The sequence below is a fragment of the Pseudomonas sp. MYb185 genome, from assembly GCF_002979975.1.
In the GTDB taxonomy this organism is placed as follows: Bacteria; Pseudomonadota; Gammaproteobacteria; order Pseudomonadales; family Pseudomonadaceae; genus Halopseudomonas.
The window spans coordinates 478,387-494,853 of record NZ_PCQD01000002.1 but is presented as its reverse complement, the minus strand read 5'-3'; the positions used below and the strand labels follow the sequence as shown (position 1 = coordinate 494,853).

Sequence of the window (16,467 nt, the reverse complement as noted above, 5' to 3'; positions counted from 1 at the left end):
TCCCCAAGGCCCTAATGCGCTGCTACTGCGGGGATTGCTGGCTTTTTAGAAACGAATTCTGTCATTCCGGAGTTGTATTTGATGAAACGACTTGAGAACAAGATTGCCCTGATACTGGGTGCTGATAGCCGTGACAATATGGGGCAGGACATCGCTCGCCGCTTCGCAAATGAAGGGGCCCGATTGGTGATTTCCGGTCGCGATGGTGATGAAGCGGCACGTTTCGCCCAGGAAATCGGTGGAACCCATGTGGCCTGCGATATCACGTCGAAGGCCGAGTTGAACGCGGCCGTCGCTCATGCCAGAGAGTGGGGTGGACGGTTGGACGTGGCAGTCAACTGCGCCGGTTGGGGGTTGACGCAAGGCTTTCTGGAAACAGGTGAGCAAGAATTGGAGAAAATGATTGCTCTGCAGTTCAAGGGGCCGTTCTTTTTCTTTCAGGCGGTGATTGAAGGAATGAAGGAGGGTGGCTCGATCATTCAAATCAGCTCCGCAACCACCCGTGCGGTGATTGAGAACTACGCAGCTTATATTGGCACAAAGGGTGGCATCGACCATGTGATGCGCTGCGTTGCCAATGAATTCGGTAGCCGCGGCATTCGCGCCAACAGCATTTCCCCCGGATTGACCGAGACTCCAATGACCGCTGAGGCCATGGCTACGCCTGGGGTTCGCGAATGCTTTACGGCGCGTTACCCACTGGGCCGCATTGGTACCACAGCAGATATTGCCGCCGCTGCGGTGTGGCTCGCCTGCGATGAGTGCTTCATGACTGGGGAAAATCTTCAGGTCAACGGCGGTTTGCTGCTGCGTAGTAATCCCACCGGTGCAGATGTCGGCGCTGCGGTAGAAAAGGCAATGGCGGCGAAGCCCAGCAATTAAGAAAGAGGGGCTGCATAAACTTGAAGCTGCCTTCCCAATGAGCATCAAGCCGGGTACATCAGAACGTCATCCGGGCTCTGTCACGTAAAACTGCTGTAGCAATAACAATAAGGAGCACAGCATGCAATTCAAAGACAAAGTAGTACTGGTTACCGGTGCCAGTGGTGGCATCGGAGCAGGAACTGCGGCAGCCTTCGCCCGTGAGGGTGCAAAGGTGATGCTGGCCGATATCAATATTGAACAAGGCAAGCAGCGGCTGGCTGAAATCGAGTCTGCGGGCGGTGAAGCCGCATTCTTTTGCCTAGACGTCGCCTCGGCCGAGCAAATGCAAACGCTGATCAACGAGACTGTCCAGCGCTTTGGTCGGTTGGATATTGTGCATAACAACGCCGGCATCAGCGGGGGGAATGACTTCGTCGCTGAGGTGGCTGAGGCCGAGTTCGATCAGATTATTGCAGTCAACCTGAAAGCAGTCTGGCTGTGCATGAAGTACTCGATTGGACAGATGCTCAAGCAGGGCGGGGGAGTCTTGATCAATACGGCTTCGGCCTTATCGATCACTGCTTTGCCTGGATCGGCCCCGTACACCGCTACAAAGCATGCGGTAGCAGGACTGACCAAGACTGCGGCCATCGAGTACGGACGACAGAACATTCGCATTAACGCGGTTTGTCCTGGAGTGATCCGTACTGCCATGCTCAACAACCATCCCCAACTGGACGAGATAGAGCCGAAGTTACTGGCATTGCATCCGGCTGGGCGGCTGGGTGAGATCGATGAGGTGGTGAACGCAGTCCTATGGCTTGCCTCCGATGGCGCTTCGTTCATGCACGGTAGTTTGATGACGGTGGACGGTGGCTGGACAGCGGTCTGAGTGGGCCGGGAAGTAGCGTGATTCTTCAGGTGCGAACCCTGGTGCTTTCCTGAATAACGAATCTGAATAAGAAAAAAGGATAACTTCATGACTTTGCTCAACCGCCAGCTCTATCTGGAGTCTCGACCCGAAGGTGTGCCCAACGAGAAAAATGTACGCATGCGCAGTGTTTCTTTGTCTCGTCCCGGTCCGGGGCAGGTTTTATTGCAGAATTTATATCTGTCGATGGACCCTGCAATTCGTGGCTGGATGAGCGACAAGCCTAGTTACATGCCACCCATCGCTCTAGGGGAGGTTGTGCGGAGTTCTACGTTGGGGCGGGTAGTGGAGAGTCGTCACCCGGATTTTCAGATTGGTGACATTGTCGTCGGGCTTGCGGCCAACGGCTGGGAGGACTTCAGCCTGACGGCTGGCGAGCAACTCGACCACATCCAGCCCTATTCCCGCTTTCCCCTCAGTCATTACCTGAGTGTCTTCAGTGCGGTAGGGCTAACGCCTTACTTTGGTGTACTGGACATCGGCAAGCCGAAGCAGGGTGAAACGATGCTGGTGAGCGCCGCTGCGGGGGCGGTGGGTTCCTTGGCTGGCCAGATCGCTAAAATAAAAGGCTGCCGCACGGTGGGTTTGGTCGGTAGTGACGAAAAATGCCGCTGGATTGTCGAGGAGTTGGGTTACGACTATGCGATCAATTACAAGACTAGCGAAAATTTGGCCAAGACCATCGCCGAGGTCTGTCCGAACGGGATCGACTGCTACTTCGACAATGTTGGCGGTGAGGTACTCGATGCGGCGTTATTGAACATGAACAATTTTGGCCGTGTTGTGTTCTGTGGTGCCATTGCCCAGTACAACACCGAGCAGCCGGTGCCGGGGCCGTTCAACTATTGGCAGATCCTTGCTCGTAGTCTCACCGTGCGAGGTTTCATCTCGCCCGAGTTCAAGGATCGTTTTGGCGAAGGCATTGAGGAGATGAGTACCTGGATTGCCGATGGTCGGCTGATATTCGCCGAGGATATCGTCGAGGGGCTGGAGAATACTCTCGATGCCTTCTCTCGTCTGTTCACTGGCGCCAATAGAGGCAAGTTGATGGTTAAGGTGCGCGATCCTTCGGAGCCAGCACCGACGATTGAAGAGATTCGCGCTGCTGCTCGGGAGCCTACCCATGTCTGATGCACCTGTCGCGGTGATCACTGGTGCCGCCGGAGGAATAGGTCTGGCCCTGACCCGGCATCTGCAGAGGCAGGGTTACCGGATCGTGCTGGTGGACCTGGATCAGGCCGCATTGGAAAGAGCTGCAAAGGAGGGCAGCCTCGATCCGGCACGCATCCTATTGATATCCGCCGATGTATCCTGCGAGGACGACGTGAAGCGTTACGTCGCTGCTGCCCTCGAACGCTTCGGAAGGATCGACGCCTTCGCCAACAATGCAGGTATTGAAGGTGCACCGGCTTTGATTGAGGCGCAGTCGGTGGAGATGCTTGACCGGGTCTACATGGTCAATGTTCGCGGCGTTTTCCTTGGCCTAAAACATGTTTTGCAAGTGATGCGCCGTCAAGGCAGCGGAGCGATCGTCAACCTGTCGTCCTTGGCTGGAATCATGGGAGCACCCACCCATGGTGCCTACGTCATGTCCAAGCACGCCGTGATCGGCCTGACTCGTACCGCCGCAGCAGAGGCGGCCGACGTCGGCGTACGGGTTAATGCGGTACTGCCGGGGGCGATCAACACAGAGATGATGCGTCGCATCGAACGTGACTCTGGCAACGCGACGGCCACCGCAGCTGCCAACCGCGCCGCCACTCCGCTCGGACGCTATGCCGAGCCGGAGGAGATTGCTGCGGTGATCGCCTTCCTGCTCTCGCCGGAGGCCTCATACGTCACCGGCTCCCTCTATACCGCTGATGGTGGCATGAGCACCTTTTGAGGACCCAGTTATGACTACTTACGATTACATTATTGTGGGCGCAGGCTCCACCGGCTGCGTATTGGCTAACCGGCTGTCTGCCGATCCATCGAAGCGAGTGCTGCTTCTGGAGGCTGGAGAGTGGGACCGCAGTCCGCTGGTAACGATGCCTAAGGGTATCGCCAAGCTGGTCAGTGATCCCAGACACGCCTGGCATTTTCCAGTACAGCAGCCACGCTTTCCTGACACCGAATCTGCCGAAATGTGGGTGCGCGGTAAGGTAGTCGGTGGTTCCAGCTCGATTAATGGCATGATTTATGTGCGTGGTCAGCCCGAAGATTATCAGCGCTGGGAACAAAAGGCCGGACCTGAATGGGGCTGGACTGCAATGAAGAATGCCTTCCGTGCTATTGAGGACCACGAGCTGGGCGCCGATGAGCTCCGCGGCGCGGGTGGGCCACTGCATATCAGTACTGGGAAGTTCCGTTATCCGGCTAGCGAGGCCATGGTAAGCGCTGGCGAGGAGATGGGGTTGCCACGGGTGGAGGACTTCAACCGCGAGCGCCAGGAAGGGGTTGGCTATTACAGCCATACGATCAAGAACGGTCGTCGGGTTAGCGCTGCCACCGCTTTTCTGCATCCGGTAATGTCGCGCAAGAACCTTGTGGTTCAGACCAGCGCCAAGGTTGAGCAGGTGCTGTTCGATGGTCTGCGGGCAGTGGGCGTGCGAGCAAACGTGAAAGGGCAGCCATGCGAGTTCGGTTGCCATGGTGAAGTCATTCTTTGCGCTGGGGCTATCCTGACACCGAAAATTCTGCAGTTGTCGGGTATCGGTGATCCCGACCATCTCGTTCCGTTGGGCATCGCCATGGTGGCAAGCAACCGCGATGTCGGCCGGCATCTGCGCGATCACCTGGGATTCCTGTTGCCGTATCGACTGAAGGGGACGAAGGGACTGAATCATCGTTTCCAGGGCCTCGGCTTGGCAGGTAGCCTGCTTCAATATTACACCACCCGTAGTGGGCCGATGGCGACTGGACCGTTCGAGGTGGGTGCCTTCTTTCGTACCCAGCCGCATCTGGCCCGGCCTGACGCACAACTGTATCTCAGCGCATTCACCTATCCTCGCAGCGAAGACAACTTCCCAGTGCCGGATGGGGTCGAGGATAAGCCCGGCATAACCATCTATGGGCAGTTGCTGAATCTCGAGAGCGAGGGAACCGTACTGATCCAGTCCGCAGATCCTGATGCACCGCTGGAGATCACGCCGAACTGGCTGTCTACCGAAGCTGATCGCCGGGCAGCAGTGGCCATGGTTCACTATATGCGTCGCTACATGCGCCAGCCGGCACTATCTGAATACGTTGGCGAGGAGCTGGTACCAGGGACACAGTGCCAGTCGGATGAAGACATCCTGCATTATTTTCGTACTGCCTCTCTGTGCGGTACCCATGCCGTAGGCAGCTGCCGCATGGGGCGGGATTCTGAGTCCGTCGTAGATGAACACTTGCGTGTCCGTGGTGTTCAGGGACTGCGCGCCGCGGACTGTTCGGTGATGCCTGAGCTGGTGTCCGCCAATACCAACGGTCCGGCCATGGCGCTGGGGTGGCGAGCGGCGGACCTTATTCAAGATCCGGAGCCGGAGCGTATGCAGCCTGACCAGGCATGGGGCAAGACGACAGCCTCGCTAAGCTAACGTGTTTGAATAAGAACTTTTCCGGTAACCTTTTGAGGGATGGAAAAGGAAGCTTGGATGAGTGGGGTGATATGTCCGAATTAAAAACCATCTTGCTGGTTTTTATGGTGTGTTTGAGCCTCACTCCTCCCAATAACAAGAGGAACTTGCTATGTCCGACCCAACCATTCAGCGTCGATTGATTCTGGAGCGCCGTCCCCAAGGCACTGTCACCAACGAAGATGTCGTTTTACACGAAGCGCTCGTTGATAGTCCCGGCGATGGCCAGATCTTGATTCGCAATCATTTTCTTTCCATCGATCCGGCGATCCGTGACTGGATGTCAGAGCGGCCCAGCTACCTGCCACCCATCCGCATCGGTGATCCGGTGCGCAGTACCGTAATTGGCCAGGTGGTGGAAAGTCGCGTTTCCCGTTTTCGACCTGGCCAACTTGTGGTGGGTATTGGCGGCTGGGAAGAATACTCGGTAGCTGATGCCGGTCAATTCTCGCTGGTCGAGCTGAAACCTGGGGATGAGGCGCAGCACTACCTCAGCATCTACGGTGCGGTCGGACTGACGCCTTATTTTGGCTTGTTGGAAGTGGGCAAGCCTAAGCCGGGTGAAACCGTGCTGGTCAGCGCCGCGGCCGGAGCGGTGGGGTCGCTGGTGGGGCAGATTGCCAAAATCAAAGGGTGCCGCGCGGTAGGTATCGCCGGTAGCGATGAAAAGTGTCGCTGGATTGTCGAGGACTTGGGCTTCGATGCTGCAATCAACTACCGAACCGAAACCGATATGGTCGCTTCGATTGCCCGAGCATGCCCGCAGGGGGTGGATGTGTACTTCGACAACGTTGGCGGTCAGATCCTGGATGCCACGCTACTCAATCTCAACAAGGATGCTCGCGTTGTCTTCTGTGGGGCTATCTCCAGCTACAACAGCACTGAGCCTGTGCCCGGACCGTACAACTTTTGGCAGATCTTGGCACGCAGCGCGACGATCGAGGGCTATCTGGTTTCCGACTATTTGGACCAGTTCCCCCAGGGTATTGCACAGATGCGCGAGTGGGTCGGCACAGGCCGGCTCCAATTCAGGGAGCAGGTCATCGACGGGTTAGAGAATACGCTGGACGCTTTCAATCTGCTGTTCGAGGGGCGTAACGAGGGCAAGCTGATGGTCAGGGTCGCGCCCTGACTTTGCAGGATCGAAGCACACACGGGTAATACCGTGACTACAACAACAAGAGTGGAGTCTGACTAATGAAATATTTCGCATGCAGCATCACCGCCATGGCTATTTCGGGGAGCTTCGCCCTCTCCGTCCAAGCCGCGGCTACCCAGGAAGAAATCGACCAGATCGGTACTAAATTCACTCCCTGGGGTGCAGAAATGGGTGCCAACGCCGATGGCAGCATTCCCGCATATACTGGGCCGATATCGCCGCCGTCGACCTATGATCCGAAGAATCCGGGCTATCGCCCCGATCCTTTTGCCGATGAAAAACCACTGTTTTCGGTTACTGCTGAGAATATGGGGCAGTACGCTGATCAGTTGAGCGAAGGACTAAAGGAACTGCTGCGCAACTACCCTTCATTTCGTATGGATATTTACCCTACTCACCGCACGGCGTCTTATCCTGATTACTACCTGGAAAATGCCCGTAAAAACATGACAGCGTGCAAGACGGTGAATGATGAACTGGGTCTATCGGGTTGTTATGGTGGTACGCCGTTTCCCTTCCCGAAGACCGGCAACGAAGTGATGTGGAACCGCTTGTTGAAGTTTGACCAGTTTGCCTTTGAAACGCCGTTGTTCACTGGCAGCGTGGTGGATGCCAGTGGTCGCCGAAATGTGACCGGTGTGGCCAGTATGGAGATCCAATACCCTATCTTCGATCCTAAGCGGACCGAGCCGATTGGTGAAAAGGACATCTACGAGATGATCCGTAACGACTTCCACGATCCAGCACGGAAGAACGGAGAAAAAATTGTGGTACATGACTCCATTGATATGGTCAATACGGGCCGGCGTGCGTGGCAGTACCTACCTGGTCAGCGCCGCGTGAAACTGTCGCCTGACCTGGCCTACGATACCCCAAGCCCAACCGGTGCTGGCGTCGGTGTAGTGGATGAGATGGCGGTCTTCTATGGTGCCCTGGATCGCTACAACTTCGAGCTCAAGGGTAAGAAAGAGATGTTCATTCCATACAACACCTACAAGCTGCATGACCGCAACATCTGCCCGGATCCCGTTGCCGAAACGCCCAATCACCTCAATCCTGACTGCATGCGCTGGGAGAAGCATCGCGTCTGGGTGGTGGAAGCAACGCTCAAGGAGGGTAACCGTCACATCTACCCGCGGCGAATGCTTTTTCTTGACGAAGATCTCTACGGCACTGGCATCAGTGACAACTATGATGCTGCCGGAAAGGTGTATCGCCTGACGCATAGTCTGCCAATCACCTTTTATGAAGCGACGGGTCATGCTACTGACGAAACGGTGACATACGATCTTGCTACAGGCGCCTATTACCGCTCACAGAATCCTACCATGGGAACTGGCTGGGTCATTACTGATGGTCGGCCGGATTCTCATTTTAACCCGCAATCCATGGCGGGTAGCGGAGTTCGCTGAATAGCCGACCGAGGCGCTCACGGGCGCCTCATCCCTTTATGCAAACTTCTACGAAATGTGAGGTTCTCATGCGTTTGAAAGACAAGGTTGCGCTGATCACTGGCGGCGCCTCGGGGTTGGGTCAGATGGACGCCGAGCTGCTCGCCGCTGAGGGTGCCCGGGTAGTGATCACCGACATTGATGATAAGGCCGGTCAGATATTGGCGAGTACATTGAATGGCCTGTTTTTGCACCATGATGTGACCAGCGAGAGCGATTGGCAGCGGGTAATGAATGCTGTCACTGAGCACTACGGCGGACTGGATATCCTGGTGAACAATGCTGGCATCGTGCAGGTAGCGGATATCGAGTCGACGTCGCTAGAGCTCTATCAACGAATGAACGCGGTGCACAACGATGGTACTTTTCTTGGCTGCCGCTATGCAATCGAGGCCATGCGTGAACGAGGAGGTTCGATCATCAATATGTCTTCATTGACGGCGATTCGTGGCTATCCGTTGGTACCTTCCTACGCTGCTGCGAAGGGGGCTGTGCTGGCGCTGACTCACACCGTCGCCGTGCATTGCCGGCAGAAAGGCTATCCGATCCGCTGCAACGCTGTGTTGCCTGGGCCAATCGCCACACCTTTGGCGCTCACGGTGATCGAGGACGCCAGTGGCATGGGGCAGCCTGAGGATGTTGCGCAGATGGTTCTGTTTCTCGCCTCTGACGAATCCAAGCATGTATCGGGGGCACAGTTCGTCATCGACAACGCCGGCTCGATGGTAGGAGGCGAGGCGTGAGTCGACAGCTTTAGACGCCTAATTTTCCACCCTTTGTCTTTTGGAGGACTCCTCTATGCTGCGCATAGAAACTCATCAGGAACTAAACGGGTCGGCTGCTACGGTCTGGGCGTTGCTGGCCGACTTCGCTAACATCCAACGCTGGTGGCCCACCGATGACGAGATAGTGGTGATCGAGCGTGTGGAACTCGAAGGGGAAGGCATTGGCCAGATCCGTCACATTTACAACCGGGGCTTTCCTGGTGCGGTTAGCGAACGTCTGGATTTCCAGGACTCAGAAAGTCTTAGCTACAAGCTTTCCATTGTGGGGGAGCGCCCTGCGGGATTGTTGTCCTATCAGGCGACCGGCTGGATAAGCTCGCTGCCTGGTGATCGTTGCTGTTTAAACTACTGTAGTGAATTTACTACCCAGCCTGGTCGGGCCCAAGAGGCTGAGATCTTCTTGCGGGCTGCCTATGGGCTGATGTTCAAAGGTCTTGATCAAGCTTGTAAACGGGTGCGGGAAGGGGGGATGGGGAATGAGTGATGACCCTCAGCGGGTCTGATTAGCTCATCAGGGCTTGCACCTATTCGCAAGAGCTAGTACTTTAATAAAAAACGTTCATGTCGGTTTTTTAGCCGGTGTCACAACAAAAATAAATAGGATGCGCAATGATGAGCTGCGAGCTGCTATCCCCCCCTTTCCGGAGCCCTCGAGATCAAGCCTTTGTGGCTGCCCCTCTTCCGAGACGATTGCTTTGCTTTCTCGGAAGAGTGAGCGTCGGGATCGAGTTCAGACTTTTCGTTCTGCTGGTTCTGTTCATGATGAGTCTTACCGGCTTTGCTTTCGAAAGCCCACTCTCGATGCCGGCGGTACAGAGCATAAAAGCAGCCAAGAGTCCCCTGACAGCAATAACCAGGGCGGGAGATCGACTGGTTGCAGTAGGGCAGAGGGGACACATCCTGGTGTCTGAAGATGCTGGTAAGAGTTGGAGCCAGGCCAGTGTGCCGGTCAGCAGCGATCTTGTCGCCGTGTCATTTGCTTCTGCCAGCCACGGCTGGGCGGTAGGGCATGGCGGTGTGGTGCTGAAAACCGAAGATGGTGGTCTGAGCTGGGCTGTGCAGCTCGATGGCAATCAGAGTTCTGAGCTTATCCTCGATTACTATGCGCAGCGGATTGGTGATGAACGCTATCCTGACGCCAGCCTGCTTATAGAGCGTGAGAAAGTACTGGTGGGGTTTGGTGGTACGCAAGCTCTGATGGATGTGTACTTTGAGAATGAGCAGGTTGGTTACGTTGTGGGTGTCTTCAATCGCTTATTGAAGACGGTGAATGGTGGCGAAACCTGGGAGCCTTGGGTTCATCGCATAGATAATCCATACGAACTGCACTTCTATTCCATCAATGCTGGGAAAGATGGTCTCTATATCACTGGAGAGCAGGGGATGGTCTGGCGTCTGGAGGAAGACAATCAGCAATTTGTCAGCGTCGCAACACCTTACGATGGAACTCTATTCGGCTCTGCTATTGGCTCTGATGAGTTGGTGGTTTTTGGTATGCGCGGGAGTGTTTTCCTGAGCATGGATCGAGGGCAGAACTGGACGCGACTGGAAGTGGATTCCGTAGCTGGCATTACCGATGGGATGATTTTTGATAATGGTGCCATTGCGCTGGTCAATCTGGCTGGAGAACTCTTGATAAGTAGCGATGGTGGCAGCAGCTTTACTGCCCAGGCCATCATCGAACCCATGCCCTTTTATGGGCTGGCTCAGATATCAAGTAGCCACCTGGCACTGGTTGGTGCTGAAGGTGTGCAGGAGCTTGCAGTGGTAGCTACTGACAGTTCTGCCGGAGAGTCGAGCGTGTCCCTGTTTGAGTCAGGCAACGTCGCCATGAATCGTCTGGAGCTTCGTCATGTCACCCAATAATAACAATACTCAGTCCGGGACTCGCCTGGAAGATTTTGATCACAATTCCGGTGGTGTGATCGAGCGGCTAGTGTTCAACCACCGCGTGGCTCTGATGTTGTTCTGCCTGATTCTTACTGTGTTCTTCGGTTACCACTTGAAGGACCTGAAGGTCAGTGCAAGTTATGAGAAGACATTACCGCAAAGTCACGAATACATTCAGAATTACCTGGAAAATCGTGAGGAACTACGGGGGTTTGGTGACTCGCTGCGTATCGTGGTGGAGGCCAGGGAGGGCAATATATTCAACGCCAGTTATTTGGAGACGCTGGCAAACATTAACGATGAGATATTCATTCTTTCCGGAGTGGATCGGCCATGGATGAAATCCATTTTTACCCCCGTAGTACGCTGGACCGAGGTTACCGAGGAAGGGTTTACCGGTGGCCCGGTACTGCCCAACGATTACGATGGCAGCCCGCGTAGTATTCGGAACCTGCGGATCAATATCGGCCGCGCGGATGTGGTCGGCAGCCTGGTTGCCAATGACTATCGATCCAGCATGATTGTTGTTCCACTGATGGGTCAGGATTCCGAGGGAAACCTTATCGATTACAAGGTGCTGGCTGATTCCATTGAGGATATTCGGCAGAAATACATCAACAGCGCCGAGCATGATGTCAATATCTATATCATCGGTTTTGCCAAGCTCACTGGTGATCTGATCGATGGTCTGAAACTGGTCATGCTGTTTTTTCTGGCGGCGGCCATCATTGCTGTGGTGATCATCTACAGTTATACCCGTTGTATGCGGAGTTCGCTGCTGGTGCTGTCATGCTCCATTGTTGCGGTCATCTGGCAACTGGGCGCAGTGACGTTGCTTGGCTATGATCTGGATCCTTTCTCCATGCTGGTACCGTTCCTGGTGGTGGCCATCGGTGTCAGCCATGGTGCTCAGAAGATGAACGGCATCATGCAGGATATCGGTCGTGGTACGCACAAGGAGGTCGCGGCACGTTTCACCTTCCGGCGATTGTTCCTGCCTGGGCTGACGGCCCTGCTGGCGGACGTGGTCGGCTTCGCGGTGCTGATGATCATTGATATTCCGGTTATCCGTGATTTGGCATTGACCGCAAGTATCGGTGTCGGTGTGCTGATCTTTACCAACCTGATCCTGATCCCGGTACTACTCTCCTACATCGGTGTCAGTCCCAAGGCGGCCCAGCGTAGTCTGGAAGTGGATCAGCGCAGACCAAGTGTACTATGGCGTTTCCTGGCACTTTTTACTCAGCGAAGCTGGGCGATTGGATCTATTGTCGCTGCTGCGATCCTGCTTTCCTGGGGTGTGTACATGTCGACCAAACTGCAGATTGGCGACTTGGATGCAGGCGCGCCTGAGCTGCGTCCAGACTCACGTTACAACCTGGATAATGCCTACATCACTTCACACTATGGCATTTCCAGCGATGTATTTGCGGTGATGGTCAAAACTCCCGAGGACGGCTGCCGCCGTTATGAAACCTTGATCGAGGTGGATCGCCTTTCCTGGCATCTGGCCCAGGTGCCGGGGGTGCAGCGAACGGGCTCACTGGCCGACACGGTGCGCAACTATACTGCTGGTATGTTTGAAGGTAACCCGAAATGGGCCACAGTCAGTGACAATCAGGGATTGATTGATGCTCAGATTGGCAATGCTGTGTCCTGGAACTCGGAGTTCCTTAATACCCGCTGCAGCATGACGCCGGTTCTGGCCTACCTGTCTGATCACAAGGCCGACACGCTGGATCGTGTCGTAGAAGCGGCCAGCGCGTTTGCTGAGGAAAACAGCACCGAGGATTACCAGTTCCTGCTGGCAGCCGGTAATGCCGGAGTGGATGCGGCGACGAACATCGTCGTCCGGGAAGCGAACCGCAAGATGCTGTTATACGTCTATGCAGCGGTGGCGCTGCTGTGCCTGATCACGTTTAGAAGCTGGAGGGCGGTGATTGTCGCTTTGGTGCCATTGATCCTGACTTCGATGCTGGCCGAGGCGCTGATGGTGTTTCTCGGAATCGGAGTCAAGGTAGCGACTCTGCCGGTAGTGGCGCTAGGGGTTGGGATTGGGGTGGATTATGCGATCTACCTATTGAGTACCCAGCTGGCATTCCAGCGTATGGGCTACTCGGTGGCTGATGCCTACCGCAAAGCGCTGGCCACCACTGGCAAGGTAGTGGCGCTGGTCGGGGTGACTCTGGCCGCAGGCGTGGTGACTTGGGCTTGGTCGCCGATCAAGTTCCAGGCGGATATGGGGATCCTGTTGACCTTCATGTTCCTGCTGAACATGGTCGGGGCATTGATCTTGGTGCCGGCTCTGTCGCACTTCCTGCTTCGCAACAATACTGCCAAGCCAGCCTTGACGGCTGAAGAGACTAAAGCGGCTGCCTTGGCTGGCGGTGCGGCTTGATGGCCTGCTATTGAAATAATTCGGCTCCGATCCATGAAGGAGGAGTCGGGATCAAAATAATAGGATTGTCATCTATGACCTTGGATATAAAACAAACAGGCAGAATTGATTGTGTATTGATTGCTGCAGGCAAGTACCACGATATCGATTTCGCCCGGCTCGAGCTGCTCAAACTGTTGGCTGAGAATGAGCGTTTCAGGGTGAGGGTTTTCGAGGACTACTCGAATATGGAGGCGATCCAGAATGCTGATTTTCTGGTGACCTATACCTGTGAGGTGATTCCGAGTCTCGACCAGCAACAGGCGCTGCGCTCCTGGTTGGAGCAGGGGGGGCGTTGGTATGCGCTGCATGGCACTAACTCCATTCTGCGCTTCCTGGACAGCGGGCTGGTGGACACACCCGATTGGGCCAGTCATTTCATGGAGACGCTCGGTACCCAGTTCGCCTCTCATCCTCCTATCGGCCCCTTCATGGTACGGGTAGCAAAGCCGGAGGATCCTCTGGTGCAAGGTATAGAGGACTTTGAAGTGGTCGATGAGCAGTACCTGGTAGATCAGTGTGCTGATATCGATGTTCTGCTGGATATCGAGTTTGAAGGTGAAACTCCCGGTTTTGTACGCGATCAATGGCTGCCCGAGAGGCATCCGGTGTTGTATCGCCGTGCGCTTGGCAAAGGAGGGGTGCTGTACCTGACGCTGGGGCATTGCCGGGGACACTACGATCTCCGGCCACTGATGGACTACTGGCCCGATGTGGACCGGTGTTCATGGGAGTCGCCAGTGTTCTATGAACTGCTGCGTCGCGGTCTGGCTTGGGCCAGCGAGCCGGCGTGCGAGCGTAATAACTGATTTCTACAACAACGAGATGCATTCAGGAGAGTGTCATGGAATTAGGTCTGCGTGGAAAGAAAGTCATCATCAATGGCGGCAGCCGTGGTCTGGGGCGCGCGGCATTGGAACTGTACGCTGCCGAAGGTTGCGATATCGCATTCTTCTCTCGTGATGCCGCGCGGGTCGCGGAAACCGTCAAGGTGTTGGAAGCTCACGGGGTGACGGTATTCGGCGATGCGTTCGATATGAACGACACCGAGGCATATAGGAAATGGCTGGTCTCGGCGGCGGAGCGGCTGGGCGGTTGTGACATCTTCATTCATAACGCCAGCTCCTCTGGCGCCCAAGGCACCACTGATTGGGAGATGACCTTCCGCCTGGACATGATGGGAGCGGTCATTGGTTGTGAAATGCTGGAGGAGCATTTGAGTGCCAGTGGTGAGGGCTCGGTGATCCTGATGTCCAGCACCGCTGCAATCGAAACCTTCATCATTCCCCAGGCGTTCAATGCGATCAAGGCGGCGATGATCACCTACGGCAAGCAACTGTCCCAGGCCTGGGGTGCGAAGAAAGTCCGTGTGAACATGGTATCTCCCGGCCCGATCGAGTATCCGGGCGGTAACTGGTCTGCGATCAAGGAAGCGATGCCGGAGTTCTACGATCAGACTCTGGCGCAGATGGCCCTGGGCCGTTTCGGTGAGCCCAATGATGTAGCCCGCACGGTGGTCTTTCTGTCCAGCCCGGCAGCATCCTACATCACCGGCACCAACGTGGTGATCGATGGCGGCTACACCAAGCGTGTGCAGTTCTGATGCCATAGACTGGAGACAGGGAGAAGAATGATGAAGCTGTATCACTCGATAGGACCGAACCCACGTCTGGTTCGTTTGTTTGCGACAGCGAAGGGTTTATCCCTGCCTCTGGTCGAGATTGACATCATGGCGGGGGAAAACCGTCAGCCAGCCTATCTGGCAATCAACCCCACCGGTACCACGCCCGTGTTGGAGTTGGAGGATGGAACACGTATAGCCGAGACGATGGCTATCTGCGAATACCTGGAAGAGCATTGTCCCCAGCCTGTGTTGATTGGTAGCGATGCGCGAGAGCGTGCTCAGGCACGCATGTGGTGGCGCCGGGTGGATCAAATGATAGTGCACCCGATGACCGCAGGTTTTCGCGGGGCAGAGGGGCTAGAGATGTTTAAGAACCGGGTCGCCTGCTATCCGGAGGTCTCCGAGCGCTACAAGCAGGAGGCTGCACATGGATGGCGCTGGTTGGAGGCGCAGCTTGGGGAGGCTGTATTCATCTGTGGGAAGCGGCCTACTGTAGTGGATCTGCTGCTTCTGTGCTTCGCTGATTTCGGCGATCTCGTTGGGCAGCCCATACCGCAGGACTGTCGGCGCCTCCATGTATGGGTACTTCGTATGCGAGATTGGTGCAAGGCGTTTGAATAGGCCAGACGTCAGAATCTGCAGATTCAAGAATATGGGGGAAACCATGTCACCAGCTATCAATCGTCAACTGTACCTGCATCAACGGCCGTCTGGTGTGCCGGGTCAGGAGCATATCCGCTTGCGGGAGGTACCTGTGCCTCGGGTGGAGAGCGGCGAGGTTCTACTTGAAAATATCTATCTATCCATGGATCCGGCGATCCGGGGCTGGATGAGTGAGAAAGTGAGTTATACGGCTCCCTTGGCCCTGGGAGAAACGATCCGCGGGTCGACACTCGGCAAGGTTGTTGACAGTGGGCATCCGGACTTCTGTGTGGGGGACTACGCCGTCGGCATTGCCTGCAATGGCTGGGAAGACTACACCCTGGCTGATCCGACACAGATATACAAGGTGGACGCCGAGATTGATTTTCCGCTAAGCCATTATCTGAGTATCTACAGCGCGGTGGGCTTGACGCCCTATTTCGGCATGTTGGATGTGGGGCGACCCCGCCCTGGGGATACCGTACTGATCAGCGCTGCAGCCGGTACCGTGGGTTCCCTTGCTGGGCAGATTGCCCGGCTTGCCGGTTGCAAGGTGGTAGGTATAGCTGGCTCTGATGAGAAGTGCCGTTGGCTAGTGGACGAGCTGGGGTTTGATGGCGCCATCAACTATCGCAGCAACCTGGATCTAACGGCAGCTATCGCGGCAGCCTGCCCGAATGGTGTGGATATCTTCTTCGACAATGTTGGTGGGGCGATACTGGATGCTGCGCTGATGAACCTGAACAATTTTGCCCGCGTTGTATTTTGCGGTGCTATCGCTCAGTACAACACCGAAGCGCCGGTGCCTGGTCCCTACAACTATTGGCAGATACTGGCACGGAACGTGACAGTGCAGGGATTCCTAGCGCTGAATTATCGGGACCGTTTTCCGGAAGCGATTCAGAAAATCGAAGCATGGATAGCCGCTGGAGATCTGGTATTTCATGAGGATGTGGTCGAAGGGCTGGAGAATACGGTATCAGTTTTTTCCCGTCTTTTCAGTGGCCAGCACAAGGGCAAATTGCTGGTGAAGATCCGTTAGGCAAAACAACATGCTGGCCCGTGAAAATAACAAGCATGCATGA

15 protein-coding genes are annotated in these 16,467 nt (G+C 55.5%); all 15 read left to right on the top strand.

Going from position 1 to position 16,467, the window contains the following annotated elements:
* Nucleotides 1-81 precede the first annotated feature (81 nt).
* The 15 genes from CQ007_RS04715 to CQ007_RS04645 all read left to right on the top strand — a co-directional run bounded on the left by CQ007_RS04715 (nt 82) and on the right by CQ007_RS04645 (nt 16,424).
* Nucleotides 82-882, top strand: coding sequence for an SDR family NAD(P)-dependent oxidoreductase (locus tag CQ007_RS04715; RefSeq protein WP_105643760.1), 801 nt, complete (start codon nt 82-84; stop codon nt 880-882).
* A gap of 121 nt (nt 883-1,003) precedes the next feature.
* Nucleotides 1,004-1,756 (top strand): glucose 1-dehydrogenase, encoded by a 753-nt coding sequence (locus tag CQ007_RS04710; protein WP_105643759.1) that lies wholly within the window; start codon nt 1,004-1,006, stop codon nt 1,754-1,756.
* Nucleotides 1,757-1,843: 87 nt separating this feature from the next.
* Nucleotides 1,844-2,926, top strand: coding sequence for an NADP-dependent oxidoreductase (locus tag CQ007_RS04705; protein WP_105643758.1), 1,083 nt, complete (start codon nt 1,844-1,846; stop codon nt 2,924-2,926).
* Nucleotides 2,919-3,680 carry an SDR family NAD(P)-dependent oxidoreductase gene (locus CQ007_RS04700; RefSeq protein WP_105643757.1) on the top strand — a complete coding sequence of 254 codons (762 nt, stop codon included), beginning with the start codon at nt 2,919-2,921 and terminating at the stop codon, nt 3,678-3,680. The genes CQ007_RS04705 and CQ007_RS04700 overlap by 8 nt, the downstream gene beginning before the upstream one ends.
* Nucleotides 3,681-3,690: 10 nt before the next feature.
* The gene (locus CQ007_RS04695; protein ID WP_105643756.1) at nt 3,691-5,355 is read left to right on the top strand and encodes a GMC family oxidoreductase; all 1,665 of its coding nucleotides are present in this window, start codon (nt 3,691-3,693) and stop codon (nt 5,353-5,355) included.
* A 151-nt stretch (nt 5,356-5,506) separates the two neighbouring features.
* Nucleotides 5,507-6,526: an NADP-dependent oxidoreductase gene (locus tag CQ007_RS04690; RefSeq protein WP_105643755.1), complete on the top strand. Its 1,020-nt coding sequence runs from the start codon at nt 5,507-5,509 to the stop codon at nt 6,524-6,526.
* A gap of 65 nt (nt 6,527-6,591) precedes the next feature.
* The gene (locus tag CQ007_RS04685; RefSeq protein WP_105643754.1) at nt 6,592-7,965 is read left to right on the top strand and encodes a DUF1329 domain-containing protein; all 1,374 of its coding nucleotides are present in this window, start codon (nt 6,592-6,594) and stop codon (nt 7,963-7,965) included.
* Nucleotides 7,966-8,033: 68 nt separating this feature from the next.
* Nucleotides 8,034-8,747, top strand: a complete 714-nt coding sequence (locus tag CQ007_RS04680) for an SDR family oxidoreductase (RefSeq protein WP_256582196.1) — start codon at nt 8,034-8,036, stop codon at nt 8,745-8,747.
* A gap of 55 nt (nt 8,748-8,802) precedes the next feature.
* Nucleotides 8,803-9,273 carry an SRPBCC family protein gene (locus tag CQ007_RS04675; protein WP_105643752.1) on the top strand — a complete coding sequence of 157 codons (471 nt, stop codon included), beginning with the start codon at nt 8,803-8,805 and terminating at the stop codon, nt 9,271-9,273.
* Between the two features lie 275 nt (nt 9,274-9,548).
* On the top strand, nt 9,549-10,655 hold the full coding sequence (locus tag CQ007_RS04670; RefSeq protein WP_158256722.1) for a YCF48-related protein: 1,107 nt from the start codon (nt 9,549-9,551) through the stop codon (nt 10,653-10,655).
* Nucleotides 10,642-13,077: an RND family transporter gene (locus tag CQ007_RS04665; RefSeq protein ID WP_105643750.1), complete on the top strand. Its 2,436-nt coding sequence runs from the start codon at nt 10,642-10,644 to the stop codon at nt 13,075-13,077. Before CQ007_RS04670 ends, CQ007_RS04665 begins: the two co-directional genes overlap by 14 nt.
* 74 nt (nt 13,078-13,151) lie before the next feature.
* Nucleotides 13,152-13,925, top strand: a complete 774-nt coding sequence (locus CQ007_RS04660) for a ThuA domain-containing protein (protein WP_105643749.1) — start codon at nt 13,152-13,154, stop codon at nt 13,923-13,925.
* 35 nt (nt 13,926-13,960) lie between these two features.
* Nucleotides 13,961-14,719 (top strand): SDR family NAD(P)-dependent oxidoreductase, encoded by a 759-nt coding sequence (locus CQ007_RS04655; RefSeq protein ID WP_105643748.1) that lies wholly within the window; start codon nt 13,961-13,963, stop codon nt 14,717-14,719.
* 27 nt (nt 14,720-14,746) lie between these two features.
* Nucleotides 14,747-15,361 carry a glutathione S-transferase family protein gene (locus CQ007_RS04650; RefSeq protein ID WP_218278827.1) on the top strand — a complete coding sequence of 205 codons (615 nt, stop codon included), beginning with the start codon at nt 14,747-14,749 and terminating at the stop codon, nt 15,359-15,361.
* A 43-nt stretch (nt 15,362-15,404) separates the two neighbouring features.
* Nucleotides 15,405-16,424 (top strand): NADP-dependent oxidoreductase, encoded by a 1,020-nt coding sequence (locus CQ007_RS04645; RefSeq protein WP_105643821.1) that lies wholly within the window; start codon nt 15,405-15,407, stop codon nt 16,422-16,424.
* The last annotated feature ends 43 nt before the right edge of the window (nt 16,425-16,467 follow it).